The sequence below is a fragment of the Spirillospora sp. NPDC047418 genome (genome assembly GCF_040643275.1).
In the GTDB taxonomy this organism is placed as follows: Bacteria; Actinomycetota; Actinomycetes; order Streptosporangiales; family Streptosporangiaceae; genus Spirillospora.
Map to the genome: position 1 here is coordinate 24,210 of NZ_JBEYTW010000002.1, position 21,107 is coordinate 45,316.

At 69.8% G+C, this 21,107-nt stretch carries 26 protein-coding genes; 14 read left to right on the forward strand and 12 right to left on the reverse strand.

Features of this window, described 5'->3' with window-relative positions:
- Nucleotides 1-34 precede the first annotated feature (34 nt).
- Nucleotides 35-364, reverse strand: a complete 330-nt coding sequence (locus ABZ806_RS01270; protein ID WP_500214495.1) for a cupin domain-containing protein — start codon at nt 362-364, stop codon at nt 35-37.
- Nucleotides 365-730: 366 nt separating this feature from the next.
- Here ABZ806_RS01270 and ABZ806_RS01275 point away from each other — a divergent pair, with 366 nt between their 5' ends.
- Entirely contained in the window at nt 731-1,294 is a 564-nt protein-coding gene (locus tag ABZ806_RS01275) for a snapalysin family zinc-dependent metalloprotease (RefSeq protein WP_500214497.1), read from the forward strand.
- 47 nt (nt 1,295-1,341) lie between these two features.
- On the opposite strand, the gene ABZ806_RS01280 is transcribed toward ABZ806_RS01275, so the two are convergent.
- Together ABZ806_RS01280 and ABZ806_RS01285 are read right to left on the reverse strand one after the other, a co-directional pair.
- On the reverse strand, nt 1,342-2,007 hold the full coding sequence (locus ABZ806_RS01280) for an aldo/keto reductase (RefSeq protein ID WP_500214775.1): 666 nt from the start codon (nt 2,005-2,007) through the stop codon (nt 1,342-1,344).
- Nucleotides 2,004-2,153 (reverse strand): hypothetical protein, encoded by a 150-nt coding sequence (locus tag ABZ806_RS01285; protein WP_500214498.1) that lies wholly within the window; start codon nt 2,151-2,153, stop codon nt 2,004-2,006. Before ABZ806_RS01285 ends, ABZ806_RS01280 begins: the two co-directional genes overlap by 4 nt.
- Nucleotides 2,154-2,289: 136 nt before the next feature.
- Here ABZ806_RS01285 and ABZ806_RS01290 point away from each other — a divergent pair, with 136 nt between their 5' ends.
- On the forward strand, nt 2,290-2,583 hold the full coding sequence (locus ABZ806_RS01290; RefSeq protein WP_500214500.1) for a hypothetical protein: 294 nt from the start codon (nt 2,290-2,292) through the stop codon (nt 2,581-2,583).
- Nucleotides 2,583-3,032 carry an MmyB family transcriptional regulator gene (locus ABZ806_RS01295; RefSeq protein ID WP_500214502.1) on the forward strand — a complete coding sequence of 150 codons (450 nt, stop codon included), beginning with the start codon at nt 2,583-2,585 and terminating at the stop codon, nt 3,030-3,032. Before ABZ806_RS01290 ends, ABZ806_RS01295 begins: the two co-directional genes overlap by 1 nt.
- Nucleotides 3,033-3,045: 13 nt before the next feature.
- On the opposite strand, the gene ABZ806_RS01300 is transcribed toward ABZ806_RS01295, so the two are convergent.
- On the reverse strand, nt 3,046-3,891 hold the full coding sequence (locus tag ABZ806_RS01300) for an alpha/beta fold hydrolase (RefSeq protein ID WP_500214503.1): 846 nt from the start codon (nt 3,889-3,891) through the stop codon (nt 3,046-3,048).
- A 48-nt stretch (nt 3,892-3,939) separates the two neighbouring features.
- Nucleotides 3,940-4,962, reverse strand: a complete 1,023-nt coding sequence (locus ABZ806_RS01305) for a zinc-dependent alcohol dehydrogenase family protein (RefSeq protein WP_500214504.1) — start codon at nt 4,960-4,962, stop codon at nt 3,940-3,942.
- A gap of 133 nt (nt 4,963-5,095) precedes the next feature.
- Between ABZ806_RS01305 and ABZ806_RS01310 the strand changes: the two genes are divergently transcribed.
- Nucleotides 5,096-5,959, forward strand: a complete 864-nt coding sequence (locus ABZ806_RS01310; RefSeq protein WP_500214506.1) for a helix-turn-helix transcriptional regulator — start codon at nt 5,096-5,098, stop codon at nt 5,957-5,959.
- A 93-nt stretch (nt 5,960-6,052) separates the two neighbouring features.
- On the opposite strand, the gene ABZ806_RS01315 is transcribed toward ABZ806_RS01310, so the two are convergent.
- Nucleotides 6,053-6,616 carry an SUKH-4 family immunity protein gene (locus tag ABZ806_RS01315; RefSeq protein WP_500214508.1) on the reverse strand — a complete coding sequence of 188 codons (564 nt, stop codon included), beginning with the start codon at nt 6,614-6,616 and terminating at the stop codon, nt 6,053-6,055.
- The gene (locus ABZ806_RS01320; protein ID WP_500214509.1) at nt 6,613-7,038 is read right to left on the reverse strand and encodes an ATP-binding protein; all 426 of its coding nucleotides are present in this window, start codon (nt 7,036-7,038) and stop codon (nt 6,613-6,615) included. Before ABZ806_RS01320 ends, ABZ806_RS01315 begins: the two co-directional genes overlap by 4 nt.
- Nucleotides 7,039-7,408: 370 nt before the next feature.
- Here ABZ806_RS01320 and ABZ806_RS01325 point away from each other — a divergent pair, with 370 nt between their 5' ends.
- Nucleotides 7,409-8,182, forward strand: coding sequence for a hypothetical protein (locus ABZ806_RS01325; RefSeq protein ID WP_500214510.1), 774 nt, complete (start codon nt 7,409-7,411; stop codon nt 8,180-8,182).
- Between the two features lie 249 nt (nt 8,183-8,431).
- On the opposite strand, the gene ABZ806_RS01330 is transcribed toward ABZ806_RS01325, so the two are convergent.
- Together ABZ806_RS01330 and ABZ806_RS01335 are read right to left on the reverse strand one after the other, a co-directional pair.
- Nucleotides 8,432-9,112 (reverse strand): DJ-1/PfpI family protein, encoded by a 681-nt coding sequence (locus ABZ806_RS01330; RefSeq protein WP_500214512.1) that lies wholly within the window; start codon nt 9,110-9,112, stop codon nt 8,432-8,434.
- A gap of 7 nt (nt 9,113-9,119) precedes the next feature.
- Entirely contained in the window at nt 9,120-9,533 is a 414-nt protein-coding gene (locus ABZ806_RS01335; protein WP_500214514.1) for a hypothetical protein, read from the reverse strand.
- Nucleotides 9,534-9,657: 124 nt separating this feature from the next.
- Between ABZ806_RS01335 and ABZ806_RS01340 the strand changes: the two genes are divergently transcribed.
- The gene (locus tag ABZ806_RS01340; protein WP_500214515.1) at nt 9,658-10,686 is read left to right on the forward strand and encodes a GlxA family transcriptional regulator; all 1,029 of its coding nucleotides are present in this window, start codon (nt 9,658-9,660) and stop codon (nt 10,684-10,686) included.
- Here the strand turns inward: ABZ806_RS01340 and ABZ806_RS01345 are convergent.
- Nucleotides 10,629-11,039 carry a RidA family protein gene (locus ABZ806_RS01345; RefSeq protein WP_500214517.1) on the reverse strand — a complete coding sequence of 137 codons (411 nt, stop codon included), beginning with the start codon at nt 11,037-11,039 and terminating at the stop codon, nt 10,629-10,631. The two genes, ABZ806_RS01340 and ABZ806_RS01345, sit on opposite strands and share 58 nt — an antisense overlap.
- Before the next feature lie 76 nt (nt 11,040-11,115).
- Between ABZ806_RS01345 and ABZ806_RS01350 the strand changes: the two genes are divergently transcribed.
- Nucleotides 11,116-11,487: a winged helix-turn-helix transcriptional regulator gene (locus ABZ806_RS01350; protein ID WP_500214518.1), complete on the forward strand. Its 372-nt coding sequence runs from the start codon at nt 11,116-11,118 to the stop codon at nt 11,485-11,487.
- A 43-nt stretch (nt 11,488-11,530) separates the two neighbouring features.
- On the opposite strand, the gene ABZ806_RS01355 is transcribed toward ABZ806_RS01350, so the two are convergent.
- Nucleotides 11,531-15,016 carry an AAA family ATPase gene (locus ABZ806_RS01355; RefSeq protein ID WP_500214520.1) on the reverse strand — a complete coding sequence of 1,162 codons (3,486 nt, stop codon included), beginning with the start codon at nt 15,014-15,016 and terminating at the stop codon, nt 11,531-11,533.
- 475 nt (nt 15,017-15,491) lie between these two features.
- Here ABZ806_RS01355 and ABZ806_RS01360 point away from each other — a divergent pair, with 475 nt between their 5' ends.
- From ABZ806_RS01360 to ABZ806_RS01370, 3 genes are read left to right on the forward strand one after another with little or no spacing between them, the layout of a single operon-like run.
- On the forward strand, nt 15,492-17,648 hold the full coding sequence (locus ABZ806_RS01360) for a hypothetical protein (protein WP_500214522.1): 2,157 nt from the start codon (nt 15,492-15,494) through the stop codon (nt 17,646-17,648).
- Complete coding sequence (locus ABZ806_RS01365; protein WP_500214523.1) at nt 17,635-18,075, forward strand: hypothetical protein; 441 nt, start codon at nt 17,635-17,637, stop codon at nt 18,073-18,075. The genes ABZ806_RS01360 and ABZ806_RS01365 overlap by 14 nt, the downstream gene beginning before the upstream one ends.
- Before the next feature lie 5 nt (nt 18,076-18,080).
- Entirely contained in the window at nt 18,081-18,557 is a 477-nt protein-coding gene (locus ABZ806_RS01370) for a hypothetical protein (RefSeq protein ID WP_500214525.1), read from the forward strand.
- Between the two features lie 74 nt (nt 18,558-18,631).
- Here the strand turns inward: ABZ806_RS01370 and ABZ806_RS01375 are convergent, their stop codons facing one another.
- Entirely contained in the window at nt 18,632-18,943 is a 312-nt protein-coding gene (locus tag ABZ806_RS01375) for a hypothetical protein (RefSeq protein ID WP_500214527.1), read from the reverse strand.
- 60 nt (nt 18,944-19,003) lie between these two features.
- Between ABZ806_RS01375 and ABZ806_RS01380 the strand changes: the two genes are divergently transcribed.
- From ABZ806_RS01380 to ABZ806_RS01395, 4 genes are all read left to right on the forward strand, one after another.
- A complete protein-coding gene (locus ABZ806_RS01380) occupies nt 19,004-19,477 on the forward strand; it encodes a hypothetical protein (RefSeq protein WP_500214529.1) in 474 nt (157 codons plus the stop codon).
- Complete coding sequence (locus tag ABZ806_RS01385) at nt 19,390-19,980, forward strand: hypothetical protein (protein ID WP_500214530.1); 591 nt, start codon at nt 19,390-19,392, stop codon at nt 19,978-19,980. The genes ABZ806_RS01380 and ABZ806_RS01385 overlap by 88 nt, the downstream gene beginning before the upstream one ends.
- Complete coding sequence (locus tag ABZ806_RS01390) at nt 19,977-20,525, forward strand: hypothetical protein (protein WP_500214532.1); 549 nt, start codon at nt 19,977-19,979, stop codon at nt 20,523-20,525. Before ABZ806_RS01385 ends, ABZ806_RS01390 begins: the two co-directional genes overlap by 4 nt.
- A gap of 97 nt (nt 20,526-20,622) precedes the next feature.
- Nucleotides 20,623-21,069 carry a hypothetical protein gene (locus tag ABZ806_RS01395; RefSeq protein WP_500214534.1) on the forward strand — a complete coding sequence of 149 codons (447 nt, stop codon included), beginning with the start codon at nt 20,623-20,625 and terminating at the stop codon, nt 21,067-21,069.
- Nucleotides 21,070-21,107 lie beyond the last annotated feature (38 nt).

Consider the following 21,107-nt stretch of genomic DNA (forward strand, 5'->3'; position numbering starts at 1 on the left):
CAAGCCCGCCGATTCTCCACCCTCAACGGTCGTTTCAGGCGCCCCGCGACCCGTAGGCGGGCCCGAACACGACGAGGAGCGCCAGGTCCTCGGTCACGTCCTCGAACCAGTGCTCCTCACCGGCGGGCACGAAGACCACCGAGCCGGGGCCGACCGCCGCCGTGCCGCCCGGCGTCACGATCCGGGCCCGTCCAGCGGTGACCACGTAGATCTCGTCCTCGGTGTGGGGGCTCTGGTCATCGCGCCCGCCCGCCTGAATGCAGTACGTCCCGACCGACAGGTCCGGGGTGCGCAACTGCTCGGCCCAGTCATTGCCATCTGCGGCGGGCGCCGTCCAGGCACCCGCACCCTCAATGATCTCCATGGACGGGGAGCGTAGCGAGCGGTCCCGCGCCCACTGCAAGCAGCGGCCGCACCCGGCGAGCACGAAGGTAATGGCGGGTACCTCGTCCCGCGCCACAACCCGAACCATTACCATCTACTGACAGCCGCCCTTCCAAGTAGTGTCGGAATACTCGATCCAGGCACTACTCGGCGGTTTTTCTATGCTCCTCGAAATCAACATTGAACTTCTAACGGCCGTCGTCTTATAGAAGGAATAGGTTCCTTCAACTAACCTCCCGTGGAGGAACGGTCGGCCGTCCGCTCCCACTGCGCTTGAACTTTTCTCGTCCTAAATCGGCCGGCACATGGGCGGCTGCCCCCGTCCCCACCCCGCAGGAGTCTCCGCATGTTCCGAAAGATCACGGCGGCATTGGCCATCGCCCTCGGGTCGGCGTTCCTCGTGCCCGCGCTGGCCGCCGCTCCCGCATCCGCCTCGACCCCGGCCGCGGTCGCCGCCCGGACGATCTACTACGACGCCAGTGGCGCCCAGGAGTTCAGGGCGGCCGTCGACGAAGGCGCCGCCGCATGGAACGCCGCCGTGCCGGCGATCCGGCTCGTGCCCGCGTCCGGAGCACAGGCCACCGTCAAGGTGTACGCCGACAACGGCTGGCCGCGCACCTACATGTACGGCTTCGGCCGAGCCGTCATCTACATGGGCCGCGAAGCGGTCAACGACGGCTTCTACCCGCCGCGGATCGCCGCGCACGAACTCGGCCACGCCCTCGGCCTGCCCGACAACCGCAACGGACGCTGCGACTACCTGATGTCCGGCCACAGCTCGCCGGTCTCCTGCACGAGCACCACACCGCATCCGACCGAAGCCGCACAGGTCACCCGCAACGCAGGCGCCCGCGTCCCCGCCCTCGCCACCGCCCGGCAGGCCCAGTACGCGAACTGCTTCACGTTCTGATCGTCCCTGCCCCGGCAAGAGCACCAGCCGAGCCGGTCAAGGCTGACTCAGTCGCCCACGCCGAGGCCGGACATGAACGCGCTCGGATACCGGTCGCCGCGGGCCGCGCCCCGCGGCACCGCCGTCCCGATCTCGGCGAGGTCGGCGGCGGTGAGGTCCAACTCCATCGCGGGCAGCGCCTCGGCCAGCCGCTCGCCGGTGCGGGCGCCGACCAGCGGCACGATGTCGGTGCCCTGTGCCGCCACCCAGGCGATGGCCAGCTGGGCGACCGTGCACCCCTTGGCCTCGGCGACCCGTCGCAGCGACTCCACCAGGGCGAGGTTGTGTTCCACGTTCCCGCTGGTGAATCGCGGGCAGAAGCCGCGGCCGTCGCCCGGGCCGGCGGTGTGGCCGGCCTTCCAGTGCCCGGAGATGAGGCCGCGGCCGAGGACGCCGTAGGCGGTCGGGCCGATACCGAGTTCCCGCAGTGCGGGCAGCACATCCGCCTCCACCGCGCGGGAGACCAGCGAGTACTCGATCCGCAGGTCGGCGACCGGGTGCACGGCGTGCGCCCGGCGGATCACCGACGCATCGACCTCCGACAGGCCCAGGTGCCGCACGTACCCGGCGTCGATCATCTCCTTGATCGCACCCACGGTGTCCTCGACCGGCACCGCCGGGTCCAGCCGCGCGGGACGGTAGACGTCTATGTGGTCGGTGCCCAGCCGGGTCAGCGAGTAGGCCCGCCCTCCAGCGCGGCGTGCACGGTGGCGATGCTCTCGGCGCGGTCGGCCGCCCCGTAAGCGCCCGACATGCCCATCGCCCCCAGCCCCAGTGCGGAGGTGACCGGTCCGCTGCGGCCCAGGGTTCGTGTCTGCATCATGTTCTCCTCGATTCGCTGTTTCCTCGATGGCGTCTCCAACCCAGCGCCCGCGCCGGGACGGGTGGAAGCGGAGCGTTCATCGGAGGAGAGCCGCTCCCTGGATGGGCTCGCGGCCGCGAGGCACCATGGAGCCATGCGACGTGACCAGCTCGTCGGCTTCCTTCGCCGCCGACGCGAGGCGATCCACCCGGCCGATGTGGGCCTCGACGCCGGCCCGCGCCGCCGCACCAGCGGCCGGCGCTTGACCGACGACGAGCGCGACCACCTGTTCCACCTGGCCGGGCACCGTCCCCAGCCCGCGGACGGGGTGGCCCGCCTGGCCCGCGCCGGTCTGATGCGCATGCTCGACCTGCTCGGTGACACCCCGGCCCTGGTGCTGTCGGACCTGGGTGAGGTCCTGGCCAGAACCGGGCGGCCGTTCTGCTGATGGGCGACCACACCGGCTTTTCCGGCGACCGGCGCTACGTGGTGTACCGGTGGTTCACCGATCCGGCCGCCCGGGCCGTCTGCCCGCCCGAGGAGCAGGAGCACCAGGCCCGCCGGCTTGTGGCCGACCTGCGCGCGGTCGCCGGACGCTGGTCCGGCGACCCCGCGATCGCCGGACTCATCGACCGGTTGGAGTCGTCCAGCGCCGACTTCCGCCGGCTCTGGGCCGAGCACGAGGTCGCGGTCCGGCGCGCCGACCGCAAGGCCGTCCTGCACCCGCGGGTGGGCCGGGTGCTGATGGACTGCGAGCCCCTGGTCACTCCCGACCAGGGGCAGCAACTGCTGGTGCTCACCCCGGCCGACGCCGAGGCCCGCGAACGGCTGGAGTTGCTGCGGGTCCTCGGCGTCGAGGAGTTCCCCGCCGGGACGACGGGCACGTCCGCACGGTGACGACGACTTCGTATCAGCCGAGGGAAGTGACGATGCCGGCCAACTCATCGGGTATCGAGAGGAATGGCGAGTGGGAGGCGTCGAGCGCGACGACGGACGTCGGGTTGTCCGGGAAGGCCGCGTCGGCCTCGGCGACAAACCTCGCCTGCAGGGCCGGGCTGATCGCCCTGTCCCGTGTGCAGGTGAGGTACGTGCGCCGCACCGATCCCCAGCCGTCGTCGGTCAGGGCAGTGGTGCCGAGCATGATGCCGAGGGGACCGTCCGGCGTCAGCAGGCCCGTGGCGGCGTCGGCGAGGACCGGGGCCACGTCCGCATAGAACGCCTCGTAGAGCCGCTGCCGGTAGGCCGCGTCGGCCGTGGCGAGGTCCAGCCGCAGCGCGCCCGTCCGGGCCGGGTCGCCCCGCAACAATGGCGCGACCTGATCGTCTGCGGCCTCGGGTGTCCGCGTGTAGGCCACGGCCGGCACGCCGGACGCCGGCATGTAGGCCGAAAGGTACACCGCGTGCGCGACCAGTTCCGGCGCCTGCTGGGCCATTCGCGTCAGTACGGGACCGGCGGCGCTGTGGGCGACCACGGTGACCGGCTCGCCACCGCCGATCCGCTTGATCTGCGAAGTCAGCAACGCGGCCGCGTCGTCGAGACTGACCTCCGCGACGGGCGAAACCTCCGTGCCGACTGCCTCGGAGTTGTACGGCTGTTCGGTGAACCACCGGGGACGGCGGGCGTACAGTCCGTGCCCGGCCATGTCCACCGCGACGGCCGGACGACCGGTGGCCACCACCCGGGAGACGACTTCGCTCCAGCACCAGGAGCCGTGCCAGAAACCGTGAACGAATACCAGCGTGGAAGTGGGGGGCATTGATTCTCCCTGGTAGCAGTAACAAGGTGGTCGTTTTCGACTGGTCGGTCAGACGGTGAGCAGCACCTTGGTGGCGCGGCGCTCGTCCATGGCCCGATAGCCCTCGGCGGCCTGGTCGAGGGGCAGGGTGAGGTCGAAGACCGCGCCGGGGTCGATGGCCCGGTCCCAGATGAGCTGGATCAGCTCGGGCAGGAACCGGCGTACGGGGGCGGGGCCGCCGTGCAGGTGCACTCCGGAGAAGAACAGCTCGCGCCCGTCGAGTTGGACGTCGTGCGCGACGCCGACGTAGCCGACGTGGCCGCCCGGACGGGTGGCACCGATGGCCTGCCGCATGGACTCCCGAGTACCGACCGCCTCGATGACCGAGTGCGCGCCGTACCCGCCGGTGAGCTCCTTGATCCGGGCGGCACCGGCGTCGCCCCGCTCCTCGACGATGTCGGTGGCGCCGAACCGGCGGGCCAGGGCCTGCCGGGCGCGGTGGCGGCTGAAGGCGATGACGCGCTCGGCGCCTCGCTGCCTGGCGGCCAGGACGGCGAGCAGGCCGACGGCGCCGTCGCCGACCACGGCGACGGTCTTGCCAGGGCCGGCTTCGGCGGCCCCGGCGGCGAACCAGCCGGTGCCCAGCACGTCGGACGCGGCCAGCAGCGAAGGGACCAGGTCGGCTTCGGGCGCGCCCGGTGCGGCCACGAGCGTGCCGTCCGCCAGCGGGACCCGGACGAGCTCGGCCTGCGTGCCGATCGACCCCATGAACACGCGGTGGACGCAGTGGGACTGGTACCCGGCCCGGCAGCTTTCACAGGTGTTGTCCGAGGCGAAGAACGAGCCGACGACGAAGTCGCCGACCTCGATGCCGCGTACCGCACCGCCGACCTCCTCGACGACGCCGACGTACTCGTGGCCCATCGGTCTGGGGCCCTCGCTCTTGTCCGCGCCGCGATAGGCCCACATGTCGGTCCCGCAGACACAGGTCGCGCTCGTCCGGACGATCGCGTCGGTCGGCTCCAGGATCCGCGGGTCCGCGCGTTCCTCGACCCGGACGTCGCCGGGGGCGTGCATGACGGCTCCACGCATGGTCGGTGCTCCTTGATACGCCGGGGTGTGTCGGCTCCAGGGAACACCATCTCGGGCGTGCGCGAGAGTCCCTGGCGTGACGTTCCCCGGCAGGGCACCCCTCGTCCGCGCCGGTCCGCCGTACGCTCGATGGATGGACAACCGTCACCAGGTGCGCGAGTTCCTCATGTCGCGACGCGCCAAGGTCACCCCTGCGCAGGCGGGGCTGCCGGCCGGGCGGGGCCGCCGGGTACCCGGGTTGCGCCGCAGCGAGGTCGCGATGCTCGCCGGCGTGAGCGTGGAGTACTACTCACGGCTCGAGCGAGGCGCCATCCGGGGCGCGTCCGCCGCCGTCCTGAACGCCATCGCCGACACGCTGCATTTCGACGACGCCGAACGCGCGCACCTGTTCGACCTCGCCCGCACCGCCGACGGCATCCCCGCGTCCGGGCGGCGGCGCCGAGCGGCCCGGCAGGTCCCCGTGGACCCCAGCCTCACCTGGGCGCTGGAAGCGATCACCGGCGCCGTCGCCTTCATCCGGAACCCGAGGACGGACGTCCTGGCCGTCAACGCCCTCGGCCGGGCGTTCTACTCACCGCTGATCGGCGGCGCCGGACGCGTCCCGAACCTGGCGCGGTTCCTGTTCCTCGACCCCGCCTCGCGCGACTTCTACCCCGACTGGGACCGCTTCGCGCAGACGAGCGTGGCGATCATCCGCGCCGAGGCCGGACGAGACCCCCACGACCGCGGCCTGCAGGACCTCGTGGGTGAGCTCTCCACCCGAAGCGAGACGTTCCGCAGGCTGTGGGGCGCCCACGACGTGCGCATCCTCGGCACCGGCACCAAACGCTTCCACCACCCCGAGGTCGGCGAACTCGTCCTCGCTCACGAGGAACTGGCCGTCACCGCCGACCCCGGCCTGATGCTCATCGTCTACACCGCCGAGCCCGGGTCGGCGTCCGCCGAACGACTCCGGCTCCTGGGCTCCCTCGCCACCGAGCCGGCATCCACCGCGTGAACCGGCCCGGACGACCTCGTCCCCGTGGACGGTCCTCGCCACCCTGCGGCTGCCCTGGGTAAGACTTCGCGGCCCCGCACCATATCTGCGACGTCACCTGGCGCGGTAGGCGGCGTACTCCCGGATGATGAGGTCATGAGGCATCGCGGGCCAGCGGCTGAGGGCGCCGGTCTCCCGGTCGATGATCAGGATGGGGTGGAGGTCATCGGAGGGCGCCGTGGTCGAGCGGGTGATAAAGCCGTCCGCGAACTCCTCGACGGTCACCGGCACGGGACGTCCATCACGGGCGAAATAGGCGTCGGCGCGGCGCCACGCCTCGGCGCGGTCGACCGGGGCCGGGCGGACGGTGTAGGCGGCCAGGACGTCGGCGACGCCGTGCAGGGTGCGGCAGTCGCGAGTCCCGCAGCCCTGGCAGATCTGCCCGCCGTGCCCGTCGCCGCCGGGCCGATGAGCCGACAGGACGCAGGTCAGCGCGGCCGTGCAGGCGAGGACGAGGCGCCGCGACTGCGCGACGAACTCGCGGCTGTACGGGTCGAGCCGCCCATGCTGGACGAGTGCGGCGTCGATCGAGTGGACGTCGGCGCGCATCGCGGCCGTCATCGCGGTGTGGACGCGGCGGTGCACCTGGTCGTGCGTCCAGGAGGCGGGCTCGGTCACGCGGCCCACACCCCCGCGAACACGGCGGTGACCGTGCGCCCCGCGTCGTTGCCGTGCCAGCCCCAACTGGCGGCGGTGAGCGAGATCGTGCGCAGGCCACGCCCGGACTCGGCGAGGTCGGCGGCCTCCAGCGCGGCGGGCTCGCCCGGTCCGCCCTGGTCGGCGACCGACACGGCGACGCGGCCGCCCTCCTGGACGATCTCGACGGTGAACGAGCCGCCGTCCTGCCCGGACTTGGTGTGCCGCAGCGCGTTGACGACGAGCTCGTCGGCGGCGAGCAGGACGTCGTCCAGGTAGGGGCAGCCGGCCAGCAGGCAGGCGACGAACCGGCGGACGTTGCGGGCCTGCTCGGGCCCGCCGGGGAAGGAACGCCGCCACCGCAGCGGCGCCGGCTGCGCCGCCGGAAGCATCGTCGGGGACATCGAACACCTCGGGTCGTGGACACGGACGTTGCGGATCCTTCGGGTCTCCCCTGGTCCGCACAGCGATCGTCACAGGAAGTCGCCGCCCGGTCACGAAGAATCCGCGCAAAAGGCGTCCCGGCCGGTGGATTGGCACAGGCACCGCTCACGCGCCCGATTCCCGCACGTGCGAATTTCCATCGCGCGTTCCGTCCACCGTGCACACCCGGCACTGAGCATACGAGAACCGAACGTTCAAATTTCTCACGTGCGCCATTCCAATTTCCCTCCCACCAGGCCGTCCAACAAATGTTGGCAATACGCATGGAAGGCGTGATAAAAATCCGCTGTGTCGCAACGCCGACCATTGAGACGGCCACCGAGGAGCCCGATGTACAGAGATTCGGAAACGCCACCGCCCTGGGCGCGGAGGACGAGCGCCGACTGCCCGGTCGGCGTGCCGCACCAGGCGTGGATCGAGGCGTCGCTCACCTGGTTCGCCCGCGAGTTCGGTCGGGAGCCGGCCGCGTGGAACGTCGTCCTACCGGGTCCTGACCTGCCGTCCGCCGCGTACACGGGGACGCCCGAGCAGATCGGGACCCTGGCCTCGCGGGTGTGCGGGCTGATGGGCGTCGACCCCGCTGAGATCACCGTGGAGCTCTTCGACCGGGCGGGCGAGGACGCCGCGGCAACGCGGAAGGGGCGGCGCACGGTCGGCCACTACAGCGTCAGGAATGGCCGAACGGTCATCGGGCTGGACGTCACCGAGGCGGCCGACGCCGCCTATCTGATCGCCGTCATCGCGCACGAACTGTGCCATGTCCGGCTCCTCGGCGAGGGCCGCATCAGCGCCGATCACAAGGACCACGAACGCCTCACCGACCTGCTCACCGTGTACTTCGGATTCGGTGTCTTCACCACGAACGCCGCGCTGAGATTCGGCGAAACGGCACGCGGTTTCTCCGTCCAGCCCCTCGGCGAACTGGACGAGCGCACCCTGAACGCGGCCCGCAACGACGGCTTCTCACGGCTCGGCTACCTCACCGAGCGCGAGTTCGGCTACGCGATGGCCTGCCACGCCTGGCTGCGCCGCGAAGCCGAGCCGCCGTGGGCGAACCACCTCGACCCGGGGCCCCACGCGTTCCTGCGGCAGGGCCTCGCCTAACTGAGCCAGGCCGCCGCGCCGGGAGTACTGCCCACCCGCCAGTCCGCCACCGTCCCCGTCTCGATCCGCGTGGTGCCGAAGACCGACCCCGTGTGGCTCAGCGGCCTGCACCTGATGATCACGCGCGGCGAGTGGCCCCCGCACCCCCCGGGACACCGCCCGGCGTGACCCGCCCGCCCGGACGAGCGCGCCTCGAAGCAAAGGTCTACATCGGGTACGCGGGCCCGCGCCCACCGCACGTGCGCTTGCTCAACGCGGTGTCTCCTCGAACCGTGTCGCGGCGTCCAGGGCGGCGGCGTCGTAGTCGGCGGCCAGGTTCGCGACGTCCTGTGGGGCGCGCTGCGGGGAGCCGGTGTCGAACGGAGGGTGTGGGTCGTACTCCGTCCAGAGTTGGACGGCCTGGGCCGTGCGCGTGTCGATGAGGAGTTCGACGAGCCGGAGCGCCATATCGATCCCGCTGGAGACACCCGCGGCCGTCACGATGCGGGCGTCGTGCTCGACCACCACGCGCTCCGAGGTCGGGACGGCCCCGAAGAGGGGGAGTTTGTCCAGGTGCCGGTAGTGGGTCGTCGCCCGCAGTCCCTTGATCAGGCCCGCGGCGCCAAGGATGAGCGACCCCGAGCACACCGAGGTCGTCCAGCGCGTGGTGGCGTGGACGTCGCGCAACCAGGACGGGAGCGCACCGTCCAGGACGTGCACGGTGCCCGGACCACCGGGGACGACCACCACGTCCGGGCGCGGCACCTGCTCGAAACCCACGGCGGTGAGTTGGAGGGTACGGCAGTCGTCCAGCACCGGGTCCGGCCGCTCGGCGGCGAACACCACCCGCACGCCGGGCGTCATGGCCAGCATCTGGTACGGGCCGACGGCGTCCAGTGCGGTGAACCGGTCGTACAACGGGATGACGACGTTGATCTGAGGTGTGGTCATGACGGGCTCAGTGGGCGTACTCGTGCCGGCGGCGGAGCAGCACGGCCAGCATGGCCGCCATCATCAGAACGTGCGCGGCCGTCATGAACGTCATCGCGCTGACGACGTCGGCCCAGACGAGCGGGACGAGGACGGCCGGGACGTACATCGCGGCGCACATCTCGCCCGTGTAGGCCCAGCCGTGGCGGCGCAGGCGCATCCAGGCGGCCATGCCGATCGCCATGTCGGTGGCCATGAGCAGGTAGTGGGCGCTCGGCCGCTCATCGAACGCGACCGTAAGCCCGAGAAGGTCGCGGAGGGCGCCGAGGACGAGCATCCCGGCGAACATCGCGAGCACCATCTCGGCGTAGTGCAGCGCGAGCCGTCGCCATACGGGACGAGCGCGTTGACCGGGTTCCAGAGTGTGAGACGTAGTTGTCATGGCATCACTCTTCGCGTGCCGGGCGCCCGCCTGCCAGCCTTGAGGCGACGGATGTCCGAAATCTTGGGGTAACCGTCCATCGGACATAGGTGGCACGCGGCCGGATGCGCAATACCGTGGCGGTATGCACGCATTGCGCCGCGTCCTGATGGTGGGCTACCCGGCGGCCGAACTGCTGGACATCGCCTGCGTCGTCACGGCCCTCCAGGTGGCCAACCACCTCCACGGACGGGCCGTCTACGAGGTTTCGCTGGCCTCGCCGGGCGGCCGTCCGATCGATACCGGGACGGGTCTGACAGTGCAGGCGCAGCACTCGCTGGAGCGCACCACCGGACCGCTCGACACGCTGGTCGTCTCCGGCGGCATCGGCTATGTCGACGCGATGGAGAACCGGCGGCTGGTCGCACACGTCCGCAGGCTCGGCCGGGAATCGCGCCGCGTGGCGTCGGTATGCACCGGCGCCGGCGTCCTCGCGGCGGCGGGACTCCTGGACGGACGGCGCGCGTCGACCCACTGGGAGCACGCCGCCTTCCTCGCGACCCGGTTCCCGGCCGTCGAGTTCGACAGCGGCCCCATCTTCGTGTCGGACGGCCACGTGTGCACGTCCGCCGGCGTGACCGCCGCGCTGGACCTGACCCTGTCGTTCATCGAGTCCGACGTGAGCCCGGACCTGGCGCGGGACGTGTCACGACAACTGGTGACGTACCTGCAAAGGCCCGGCAACCAGGCCCAGATGAGCATGTTCACCGCGCCCTCCCCGTCCAACTCCCTGGTACAGGACGCCGTCGCACACATCGCCGGGAACCCCGCCGCGGACCTGTCGACGCCGACGCTGGCGGCCCGCGCGGGGGTCAGCGGACGCCATCTCGCACGCCTGTTCCTGGCCGAGACGGGCATGACCCCGGCACGCTTCGTGCGCCGGGCCCGCAGCGAGGCCGCAGCGCATCTCCTGACCGGCACGGCACTGACCGTGGAGACGATCGCGGCGCGCTGCGGTTTCCGCAGCGAGGAGGCACTGCGGCAGGCGTTCCGCGGCCTGTACGGCGTCTCCCCGTCCCACTACCGCGCCACCCAGACCACATCCGGTGAGGCGGGTCAATCGAGCAGGGCTGTGGCTTCGACCTCGACCAGGACGTCCTCTTCGAAGAGGTAGTCGACGCCGATGAGGGACGCCGGAGGCATCGGGAGTCGCAGCCCGATCTCCTCGGCGACAGCCTCCACGCCGGCCATGAAGTCGCCGATCTTGTCCGGGCTCCACTTCGTGACGTAGAACGTCAGGCGCAGCACGTCGTCGAACGTCGCGCCCGCTCCCGTCAGGCCGGTGGCGGTGTTGCGCAGGGCGTGGGCGACCTGACCGGCCAGGTCGCCCGGAGCGACCGGGGTGCCGCCGGCTTGGCGGGCGACCTGGCCGCTGACGTGCACATGCCGGTTCCCGGTGCCCACGGCTACATGGTGGTAAGGGGCGGGCTGCAGCATGCCTGCGGGAGTGAGGTACTGGACGGACATGAGGTGTTCCTCCTTCATTAGGTATCGCTAAGATACTTAGTAGATAGAAGAAACTTCAACGAAACCAGGTTTCGGCATGGATACCGACCGCGAGATCCGCATGGAGTCCGGGCACCGCGAGCTGCTCGACCAGGTCCTCGACAAGTGGTCCCTCAGCGTCCTCAACGAGCTGTGCGAACGCCCCTGCCGTTTCAATGAACTCCGGCGGGCGATCCCCGCGGTCACCCAGAAATCCCTGACCGCCACCCTGCGGCGACTCGAACGCAACGGTGTCGTCGAACGTCAGGTCACCTCCACCCGCCCGGTCGCGATCACCTACCGGATCACCCCGCTCGGCAAGACCCTCCGCCACCCCGTCGACGTCCTGCTGGCCTGGGCCGATGACCACATGCCCGCCATCGAACGCGCCCGCAACGCCTTCGACGCCCAAGAGGACGCAGAAGGCTGAACTCGAAGCTCCCTGCGAGACCGCCCGGCTGATCGCGTGGGGGTCATAGGTACAGTCCGACGTTTCTGGACGGCGGCGTTTGCGGGGTGATGACGTGCAGGTCGGTGGCGCGCAGGGTGGTGATTTCGGTGTCGTCCGGGCGGTCGCCGGTGGTGATGCGTTCCGCTTGCGCGGCGATGGCGGCGTCGAGGAGGTTGCGCATGAGGCGGCCGTTGCCGAAGGACGGCCCGCGGGGGCTGGTCCGGAGCAGGGCGCGGAGCCGGTCGGGGACGTCCGGGGCCAGGGTGAAGCCTTCGGCCGTGGCGAGGTGCCGGAAGATCGCGACGAGTTCGGTGTCGGTGTAGTCGGGGAAGGCGATGCGCTTCGGGAAGCGTGATTCCAGCCCCGAGTTGGTGTGCAGGAAGCGGCGCATCTCGCGTTCGTATCCGGCGGCGATGACGACGAGGTCGCCGCGGTACTCCTCCATGAGCTGGATGAGGGTCGCGATGGCCTCCTGCCCGTAAGCGTCGGTGGCCAGCGCGTATGCCTCGTCCACGAAGAGGACGCCGCCGAGGGCTCGCTCCACGACGGCGCGGACGCGGGGTGCTGTCTGCCCGAGGTACGGGCCGACGAGGTCGACGCGGGACGCCTCGACCAGATGGCCGGACGACAGCAGGCCAAGCTTCGCGTAGATGGCCGCGACCAGGCGGGCGACGGTCGTCTTGGCGGTGCCCGGATTGCCGGTGAAGACCATGTGCCGGGTGGGGGCAGCGGGTGCCGCGCCGGCGGCGCGGCGCAGTTCGGCGGCGCGGGCTTCGGCGACCAGCCGGTGGACTTCGTCCTTGACCTCGTCCAGCCCGATGAGCGCGTCGAGTTCGGCGACGGGGTCGGTGACGGACTGGATGCGGGCGGTTCCGCTCAGCACGTCCGGGATGTCCTCGGGGAGGAGGGCGGTGAGGTCGTCGGTGGACGGGGTGTCGAGCGCGGTGACGCGGCGCGCGTGGAGGGCGGTGGCGCGTTCGCAGAGGTTGCGCATGACGCGCGCGTTGCCGAAGGAGCGGACGCGCGGGGCGCGCCGGAGCAGCTCGGCGACCTTGCCGAGCGCGGCCTCGGACGGCTCCATGCCGGCGGCGGCGGCCTGAGCGGTGAAGATCTCGACGAGTTCGGCGCCGGTGTAGTCGGGGAACCGGACCGTGGTGGGGAATCTGGAGGCCAGGCCCGGGTTGGCGCTGAGGAAGCGCTGCATCTCCGTCTCGTATCCGGCGACGATGACCACCAGGTCGTCGCGATGGTCCTCCAGTGCGTTCAGCAGTTCAGCGACCGCCTCGGCGCCGTAGTCGTTGCCCGAGGTGCTCTGGGTGAGGGAGTACGCCTCGTCGATGAACAGGACGCCGCCGAGCGCGCTCTGCACGACGCCGCGGGTCTTGGGCGCGGTCTGGCCGACGTAGGGGGCGACGAGCCGGGCGCGGGACGCCTCCACCAGGTGGCCGGACGACAGCACGCCGAGGTCTTTGAAGATGCGGGCGACCAGCCGCGCGACGACCGTCTTGCCGGTGCCGGGGTTTCCGGTGAAGACCATGTGCAGGGCGGGCGCGGCGGTGGCGGGCAGCCCGGCGTCGTGGCGCAGCCTCCCGGCCCGGACGCGCGCGGCGACCAGTTCGATCTCCTGTTTGACGGCGGCCAGGCCGGTCAGCGCGTTCAGTTCGGCCATCGGGTCGGCGGACTTCTCGGCGTCGACGAGGGATTCGGGGAGGTCGGCGCGGGTGACGGCGAGTTCGTCGCCCGGCCCGGTTCGCTCGCGCACGGTCTCCAGGACGAGTCCGGCGAGGTGGGGGGCGAGGCGGGCGTTGCGGAGGTTGCGGACCGGCGGTGTCCGGGCCAGCAGTTCGCCCGCCGCGGCCAGGGCGTCCTCGTCCGCGTGAGCCCCCCGCTTCTGCAGCGCGCGGCGGAACAGTTCGGCGAAGCCGTCGGCGTCGAAGGGGTGCGTGGGCACGGTCGTGAACCGCAGCGCCAGCGCGGGGTTGACCTCCCGGACCGCCTCGTCGCCGCCCGGCTCGCACAACGCGACGATGTGCAGGTCGTCGCGGACGTCGATGGCCCGGTGCAGCTCTTCGAGGACGGCGGCGCCGCAGTCGTCGTTGCGCGCCAGGACGTCCAGCCCGTCGATGATCAGGACGCGTTTGCCCGCGCAGTCGCCGACGGCGTCGAGGACCTTCGTGGTGGCACTGGAGGCGCCCTTGTCGGCGTAGTGGTCCCCGGCCTGCCAGAGCGGGTCCCCGGTGATGCGGCGGTCGGTGAGCAGTTCGGCGACCTGCTGGGCGGCGTCCCGTTTGCCGGTGCCGTCCGGGCCGACCAGCAGGAGCCGGACGTCCCCGGCGGCCGTGCTCGTCTTCTGCAGCGCGGCGACGACGTCCGGTTGCCCGACCAGCCCGAAGGTGGGCTCCTCCTCCGGCTGCTCCGCCTCGTCCGGTGGGGACGTCGTGGACGTCGTGGACGTGAGCGTGGACATCACCGGGTTGACGACGCGGCGGCGCGGTGCGTAGAGGCGCCTGAGCTGCCGCATGACGGTCCTGGTCGGGAGTCGGCCCCGGTTGGGGAAGAGCGCGTTGCCGGGGAGGCCGTTCACCGCGCCGATGAACCTCGCCACCAGGTCCAGCCAGCGCCGGCAGGCCTCGGCCTCGCCTGCGCCCAGAGTCCGGCAGAGCCACGCTCCGGTCGCGTCCACCCACTTGTCGCGGTCGTGGCCGGCGCGCTGGGCGGCGAACCGGTCCAGCAGGTCCCGGTAGCCCTCCTCGCCGAGGACGGCCGAGATCTCCGGGGGAACATCGTCGAGCCCGGCATGGGCGAGAAGCCGGACGAGCAGATCGTCCGCAGAGTCCTCGTGCGGCGCGGCCTCCACCAGATGCTCGTGCAGTGGCCGGAGCCCCGACCAGACCCATTCCAGGTAGCCGGTCGGCCCGGCGAGTTCGGGCAGTGCCGCCAACGTCTCGTCGTCGGCCCGCGCGATGAACGCCTCGGCACGGGCCGTTTTCGTGAGGCCGGCGAGATTCGGCGGGTCGTCGAAGAGGCGGATCAGCGCATTCCGCCTCTCCTCCAGCGGTTCGACGCCCTCGAGCACGTCCAGCGACATGCGGCCCAGCTCTACCGCGAGGTCGAGGTCGGGCACATCCGCCAACCAGTTCAGCGGAAGGAACTCTCCATCCCCGACCGTCCAGTCGTCCGCCGTGCTCAGCGAACTGCGGCCCGTTCTGTAGTACGCGCCGTAGCACTGCCTTTGCAGGAAGGCGTGCGACCCGGAGCGGAGGGCCGACGGGCCGAGAAGGAATTCCGTCGTGACGATGAGGTCGAGCACTACGAGGGGGGCGGGGGTCTTCAGTCTGGAACTCTTGTCGGTGGTGAGGTCCGCATAGCGCGGGTCGGCCACCAGGTCGTCTAGGCGTGCGCCGATCTCCTCGCACAATCCGTCCGGGACCCGCCAGGGTCCGACCGACCACAGATCGAGCGTCGGCTCGTCGGTGACGAGTAACTCCAGATGGTCCGGTAGTGGCATCGCACCCATCTCCCTGTCGGCCGTTCTCGGCGATGACCGCCCCACCGCCCCTTCCAACGGAGCCGGTGGACCGGCCGCCGGGCCATGGTAGGACGCACGCCGCCCGGCCCGGCGTGAGTCAGGGACGAAAGTTGCCCGCCGGTGCGCGCGCACCGCGCAAGCCCGGCAATCAGACCGCCGATTCCGGCAAAAAGGACATCGCTGTATCGCTTGAATCGCGCCTTGAAAACCGTTGATCAGCCTGCGAATAGGGGTGGCAGTGGACGATGTCTTGGTCTGTTGAACGCAAGCCATGCATGCCGCAGCCGATCTCGTGGAGTGCCGTTATCCGCACGTGCAAAGTTCGGGCGTGCGCGATTACATAGGGGGTCCGATGTGCTCGTGACGTCAGCCCCGCGCGTCAAGAGGCACGCCCGGCGAACCGTCCGTTCGATGCCCTCGCGGTTCGCCTCCCCCGGGTGGAAGGACTGCGAGCGTGGGCGTGGACCACCCCAGCGGGCCCGGCAAGGGCCCCGAAACCGTCGACAAGCCCACCACGCAGGACAACGGCGACAAGCCACCGGCAGAGAACAACGGATCGTCCAGCGAAACGCCCCGCGCCGACAGCCTCCGCGCGGCCGGCTGGAAACTCGAGGGCTACGGGGAGACCGGCACCGACCAGCGGACCGGCGAGTCGTCCACTACCGGTTCGACCGGTGACAAGCAGCGCGGCCCCGGCGACCCGCCGGCCGAAGCCGACCCGAAAGCCGATAAGGAACCGAAGGCCGGCAAGACCGGATCCGCAACCGACGATCCCAAGACCGCAACCGCCGAGACCTCGGGCACCGACGGACGCGACCACCCCCAGGGCCAGCCGCCCGGACGGGAGACCGACGACCGCGCCGAGCCCGCCGACCGGGCAGCATCGTCGGCGGGGCAGTACAGGATGCCGGCCGACAACCCCGGGTCACCCGGCCAGCCGTCCCGGCTGGACGATCTCGCCCGCGCCCGTGAGGCACAGCAGCAGCGGGCCGCGCAGAACGCCGAAGGTACCGGCGGTGGCAGCGGCGGGCAGCCGGGCGAGGCACGCGACGGCGGCCCCGCCGCGCCGCAGGAAGAGAGCCGGGACGACAAGGCGCAGCCGGCGGGGCAGGCGGAGACCGGCGGCACCGGGCGGGACACTCATGCCGAAGGGCACGGCGAACGCGAGGTCACCGGTGGTGAGGGTGTGCGCCAGGACGGGCGCCCGCCGGAGGCGCCGCCCGCCGACACCCGCGCCGCGAGCGGCGGCGCGCCGGGCGAGAGTGACCGGCCCGCCTCCCAGCCGTCCGGCGAGCAGGCCGGCGGCCCCGCGCCCGAGGCCGGACGCCCGCAGGACCGGGAGCACCCGCCGCTCCCCCACCAGGACAACACCGCCGCAGCCGCCGACAGCGGGACGCCGCCCGGGACCGAGCAGACTCCGCCTGGCGCGGACGGACAGGGCGCGGACAAGCACGGTACGGACGGGCAGGGCGCACAGAAGCAGGGTGCGGACGAGCAGGGCGACAGACGACCCCGGCCCGAACCATCCGCCGAGACCGGCGACCGGACCACCGGCCCCGCGCCAACCCCGCCGGACAGCGTGCACAGCGCCCCGGAGCCGTCCGGCCGGGACGCACAACCCGCGCAGGAGACCGGCACGAATCCGCAGGCACCGGACGGACCCGCCGACAACGGCCGCACGCCCCCGCCCGAGGCACCCCAGCCGACCGAGGCACCCAAACCGGCCGAAGCCGACGAGTCCGGCACGGAGCAGCCCGGCGAGGCCGCCAACGGCACCCCCGATCACGGAACCACCGGCGACGCTCCGCCCGCCCCCCAGGAGGGCGAGCCCACCCAGCCCGGCACCCAGACCGGCGAAGCCGCACGCAGCGGCGCCGCACCCGACAGCGGAACGGACGAGCGGGGCAACACCGATGACACGCCACCCGCGCCCGAAGAAGCGGACCAGAGCGCCGGGGCACCCGAACCTCCCGGCGAACACGACGCTGACCATGGTAAGAAAGGCCCGGAGGGCAACTCCGAACAGGACCCAGACGAGACCAATCGGATAAAACCGGAGGTCCCCGGCAACCCCGTTATTTCCAACGTTCACACCGACAGCCGCGGCCAAGTCCACGTCGAACCCAGATACGGACGAGAGCCAACGGGCGAGTCCGGCACCGACCTCGCGCCGAACGAACCGGAAAGAACGGATCCGGAAGACCTTCCAAGCGACCAAGCCCTCGATCCGGCTCACACCGAAACCGAGTCCGAAGCTGCCAGTCGAGCCCTCGACCAACGAGAAGACATCGAGCAGACCAACTTGGACAAAAGGTCTCGATACGAGCGTCTCCGTAGGGCCAATGCCTCTCGAGCGAGCGACTTCAAGTCCGTTACCAAGGCAGACGGAAGTATTGTGGACGCTTTTCTTCGAAAAACTCCGCCGACCGGCCATGCTGAAACGGCCACTGCTCCCGTAGTGAAGCCTTCCCAGGCCAACGCGGGAACTGGAGACGCTATGCTCACCGTAGGCTTGGGCGCCATCGTGGCAGTCGAAGGCACACGTCAAGCCGGGCGCGCTGTTAAGCGTGGACTCAACCGGATGAAGGAGAAGATGAATGCCGATCACTGACCTCCAGACGGCAACTTTGCACGCTCAACTGGCCGGACATGGAGACGAACATCAGCGCATGTTGGGCCAACTCACATCCGAGGAGGACCAGGACGGTTACTCCAAGCTCCTGGCAACCGGATTCTTCGAAGCCGTCGACCAACGCTTTGTCAAGGACGGAAAGATCGCCGAAGACAGCGCTGTCGTCGACTTCGTCGCCAATCTACGCTCCAAGACCTCGGAGGTTGCCGACAGGCTCAATCCATCCATTGCTGAACGCTTGATCCTCCACGCTCTCGGCAGGGGCGAGATCGACGACATCGACGGAAATACCAGGTTGAGTGGACAAATTCTCATCCTCGGAGGCCTCATCGCAGATATGAGCCTCAGCGAGCCCGAACTTGACGCCTTCATGACCAGAATCCGCGGCATGGCCGAGGATTGGTAGGCAGTATGGATGAGCGTAACGTCAAAGTAAACGACCTTCATAAGGCGGCCCTGCGAACGTTCATGCTCGACCCAGACGAATGGGAGTCAAAGTACGCTGGTGCGCTGCAGAATGATGACGATCTCGCAGGTTATCCAACACTCATTGGATTCACTGTCGGCACGGCGATTCGGCGACACTTCCCGGTGACATGGTCCCGATCCGATCTGATCCGATACGTCGCCGATGTGCGCATCAACGTCGGCACCGAGCAACTACGACCGCGCCTGGCCGAGGACCTCATCCGCTGGATACTCAACGATGATTCGCTCGGTGAACGCCCGCCGTTCGATGGAACCCCAGCGGACATCGTGAGTACCAGCCTCATCTTGCTCATGAGCCTCATTACCGACGCTGACCTCGACGAGGCCGGAATAGACGAGTTGATCAATGAGGCTGCGCACAGCGCTGCACAGCAAAGACCAGAAACTCTGCCTCGATAGCTTTGGGAACCGCCGACGTGAGTGACATCCCGGGTTCGACGTCGACGAGGCGAACAGCAGTCGCTCTGGCGGAGTTATGCAGGGGCATCTTCTCGAGACGGGCCGATAACGGCGAATCGGATGGCCTTTGTGTGGCCCTCGACGTCCAGCCGCCACAGGTAACGGCCCTCCGGCAATGGAATGGGCCCGACCGCCACCCTGAAGTTCACGCCGAGCGGCAGGCCGTCGGGAACATCGGGGCGCACAGGCACCTCAATATCACCATGGGCCGTGATGGGCGCAGCCTGGTCAGCGGGCCCGACCATCACGGGTTCTTCATCACCGTCCAGCAGGCCGAGCTGCGGAGCGAATTTGCGGTCGGCGTGGTCGTGCGGGAATCCGAACATGGCCACCACTGGGTGCGGAGCGGTAGGCGTGCCGGTCATGGATCAGCTAGCCCCGAGAATATGGATCTGCGCGGGGTCCTCAACCTCCTCCACGACCTTGCCGGACGAGGGATCGGTGGGCGGTCGCTGGCCGACGCGCTGCCGATCAACACCGCCGACGAGGGCATGGCCCGCATCGTCTTCCTGCTGCTGGCGCTGTTCGCAGAGATGGAACGCACCTTCACCGCCGAACGCGCCGCCCGCGCCGTCGCCGGAGCCACAGGCCGGCAGATCGGACGGCCTGTCGCCCACCCCGAAGACACGATCGGATACCCGCGGCTGCTGAAGGCCCAGGGCGACTCCCTCGGCGTCATCGCCGCCAAGACCGGCATCCCCCAAGACTCGCTGCACCGCTACCTCGCTCGAACCCCCTGGCCAGCGCCACCACGACGAACCGGGAGCCCTCCGTGGAGATCAACCAGCAACAACTCGATGAGATTCTGGCCGACTTCTCCGCACTCGGCCGAGCCACCTACCTCGACGACCCGATCTTGAACTTCGGCTACGCCGCCACTGACAACGACGAGTTGGGCGTCCCTCGATTCAGCCCCGATTTGCCGCAGGTACCCGTCGCCCTGATCGAACGGCACCAGGCGCTGTGGACCCACCCCGACAACAACGCGCCGCAGCAGGAGGTCTGGACCCAACACGCGCTATCGCAAGGAATGCGGCGTATCGGTGACCACGGAGTGCACCAGCTACCCAGCCTGGACGGATGGCTGATCGCCCAGTGGCCACGCGACGGCGGCGGACTCCAGTTCCAGCAACCCAACGGCCACCTGTTCGTATACGCGCTGTGCGAGCTCGCTCCGGCCTGGATTACCGCAGCCCAGCATTACGGTGAGGTACTGGTCGTGCACGGCCCCAACCTCGGCCTGCGCATCCCCGCCGACCACACCGACGCCGAGCACCAGCGCCGAACCGCACTGGCGACCGCTCGAAAAGCCGGCCTGGTCACCGGCGGGCTCATGCTGTGGGGACAGGTCCGGACACCGTGAGCGGCGTGGAGCGAGTCCCATCGCCCGGCGGGGCCTGCTGGATGTGTGGCCTGCCTGCGGTATGCGGCGAGAAGCTGCCCGGCCGCAAGCACAAGGTCCGAGCGTTGTGCCAGACCCACTCCGACGCCATCTTCGGCGCCGACGATCCGCCATGGAAGCGCCTGGACGCCAAGACCCAGCGCGGGATCGTCCAAGAGTGGCTCCGCGGTATGACCATCCTCGCCCATGGCGGTCACCGTCCCATGGACGAGTTGCTCGCCGAGATCGCCGCTGTCAACGAGGTCGGCGCCGACACCGTCCGGCTGGTCTCGCCGCTGATGCCGGGAGAAGCCCACGACCTGCAAGAGGCGACTCGCGCACAAAATCGCCTCCGCGGCCGCGAGACCATGGTGCACGCCATCGTCACCCAGATCCTGCTGGACTGGTGCTCCACCGCCACTGGCAAAACCCGCGGCGAGGTTCTCCAACGCCTAGCCCTGGAACTCGACACCTGGCTCGCCCAACCCGGGCCGCCCTCCGGCGGGCCGACGCCCGGCTCGCTCTGACCGATCCCCACGGATGTGCAGGCGGCTTCTGACATCTGCGCAGAGAACTTCGGCCGGGCCACCGCCAAGACGGTGCGGAATATGAGAGGAAACGATCATGCCCGTAACTGATGAACAGGTAGCGACACTGCGCGCTCAACTGAGGGGAAACGCCAACGAGCACCGAAGGCTTCTGCGCGACCTTGATTCAGATGAAGCGAATGTAGGGTATCCAGCACTCATTGCCGCAGCCTTCATCGAGGCGGCAGAGCGCCGCTTCTTGAAGGACGGGAACGCGGCTGACGAGTCGGAAGTGATCGACTTCGTCGCAGGCGTACGAGAAACAGATGATGAAATGCCGGATGTGATCTCTGCCCAGATCGCCGAAGGCATGATCCTTCACCTGCTCGGAAAAGGTGCGATGGTTAAAGCTGACGAAGAGACGAAGCTCGGCCATCAAATAGTCCTGATCGCCGGCCTGGTAGGTGATGAAAAATTCACCGAGGACGATCTGGATGCCTTCTTGCGCGATGCTCGTTCACTTGCCGACCAGTTGCTCGAGTGATGGACTTTTCGACTGTCAAAATTGGCGAGAAGAACATT

Excerpts from the sequence above, each read along its gene's own strand:
- ABZ806_RS01345 (WP_500214517.1), bottom strand. The coding sequence starts at position 11,039 with ATGTCCGTCCAGTACCTCACTCCCGCAGGCATGCTGCAGCCCGCCCCT.
- ABZ806_RS01300 (WP_500214503.1), bottom strand. The coding sequence starts at position 3,891 with ATGCCCCCCACTTCCACGCTGGTATTCGTTCACGGTTTCTGGCACGGC.
- ABZ806_RS01325 (WP_500214510.1), top strand. The coding sequence starts at position 7,409 with ATGTACAGAGATTCGGAAACGCCACCGCCCTGGGCGCGGAGGACGAGC.
- ABZ806_RS01290 (WP_500214500.1), top strand. The coding sequence starts at position 2,290 with ATGCGACGTGACCAGCTCGTCGGCTTCCTTCGCCGCCGACGCGAGGCG.
- ABZ806_RS01285 (WP_500214498.1), bottom strand. The coding sequence starts at position 2,153 with ATGCAGACACGAACCCTGGGCCGCAGCGGACCGGTCACCTCCGCACTG.
- ABZ806_RS01305 (WP_500214504.1), bottom strand. The coding sequence starts at position 4,962 with ATGCGTGGAGCCGTCATGCACGCCCCCGGCGACGTCCGGGTCGAGGAA.
- ABZ806_RS01370 (WP_500214525.1), top strand. The coding sequence starts at position 18,081 with ATGGATGAGCGTAACGTCAAAGTAAACGACCTTCATAAGGCGGCCCTG.
- ABZ806_RS01320 (WP_500214509.1), bottom strand. The coding sequence starts at position 7,038 with ATGTCCCCGACGATGCTTCCGGCGGCGCAGCCGGCGCCGCTGCGGTGG.
- ABZ806_RS01350 (WP_500214518.1), top strand. The coding sequence starts at position 11,116 with ATGGATACCGACCGCGAGATCCGCATGGAGTCCGGGCACCGCGAGCTG.
- ABZ806_RS01270 (WP_500214495.1), bottom strand. The coding sequence starts at position 364 with ATGGAGATCATTGAGGGTGCGGGTGCCTGGACGGCGCCCGCCGCAGAT.
- ABZ806_RS01365 (WP_500214523.1), top strand. The coding sequence starts at position 17,635 with ATGCCGATCACTGACCTCCAGACGGCAACTTTGCACGCTCAACTGGCC.
- ABZ806_RS01340 (WP_500214515.1), top strand. The coding sequence starts at position 9,658 with ATGCACGCATTGCGCCGCGTCCTGATGGTGGGCTACCCGGCGGCCGAA.
- ABZ806_RS01275 (WP_500214497.1), top strand. The coding sequence starts at position 731 with ATGTTCCGAAAGATCACGGCGGCATTGGCCATCGCCCTCGGGTCGGCG.
- ABZ806_RS01395 (WP_500214534.1), top strand. The coding sequence starts at position 20,623 with ATGCCCGTAACTGATGAACAGGTAGCGACACTGCGCGCTCAACTGAGG.
- ABZ806_RS01330 (WP_500214512.1), bottom strand. The coding sequence starts at position 9,112 with ATGACCACACCTCAGATCAACGTCGTCATCCCGTTGTACGACCGGTTC.
- ABZ806_RS01310 (WP_500214506.1), top strand. The coding sequence starts at position 5,096 with ATGGACAACCGTCACCAGGTGCGCGAGTTCCTCATGTCGCGACGCGCC.
- ABZ806_RS01375 (WP_500214527.1), bottom strand. The coding sequence starts at position 18,943 with ATGTTCGGATTCCCGCACGACCACGCCGACCGCAAATTCGCTCCGCAG.
- ABZ806_RS01355 (WP_500214520.1), bottom strand. The coding sequence starts at position 15,016 with ATGCCACTACCGGACCATCTGGAGTTACTCGTCACCGACGAGCCGACG.
- ABZ806_RS01335 (WP_500214514.1), bottom strand. The coding sequence starts at position 9,533 with ATGACAACTACGTCTCACACTCTGGAACCCGGTCAACGCGCTCGTCCC.
- ABZ806_RS01380 (WP_500214529.1), top strand. The coding sequence starts at position 19,004 with ATGGATCTGCGCGGGGTCCTCAACCTCCTCCACGACCTTGCCGGACGA.
- ABZ806_RS01295 (WP_500214502.1), top strand. The coding sequence starts at position 2,583 with ATGGGCGACCACACCGGCTTTTCCGGCGACCGGCGCTACGTGGTGTAC.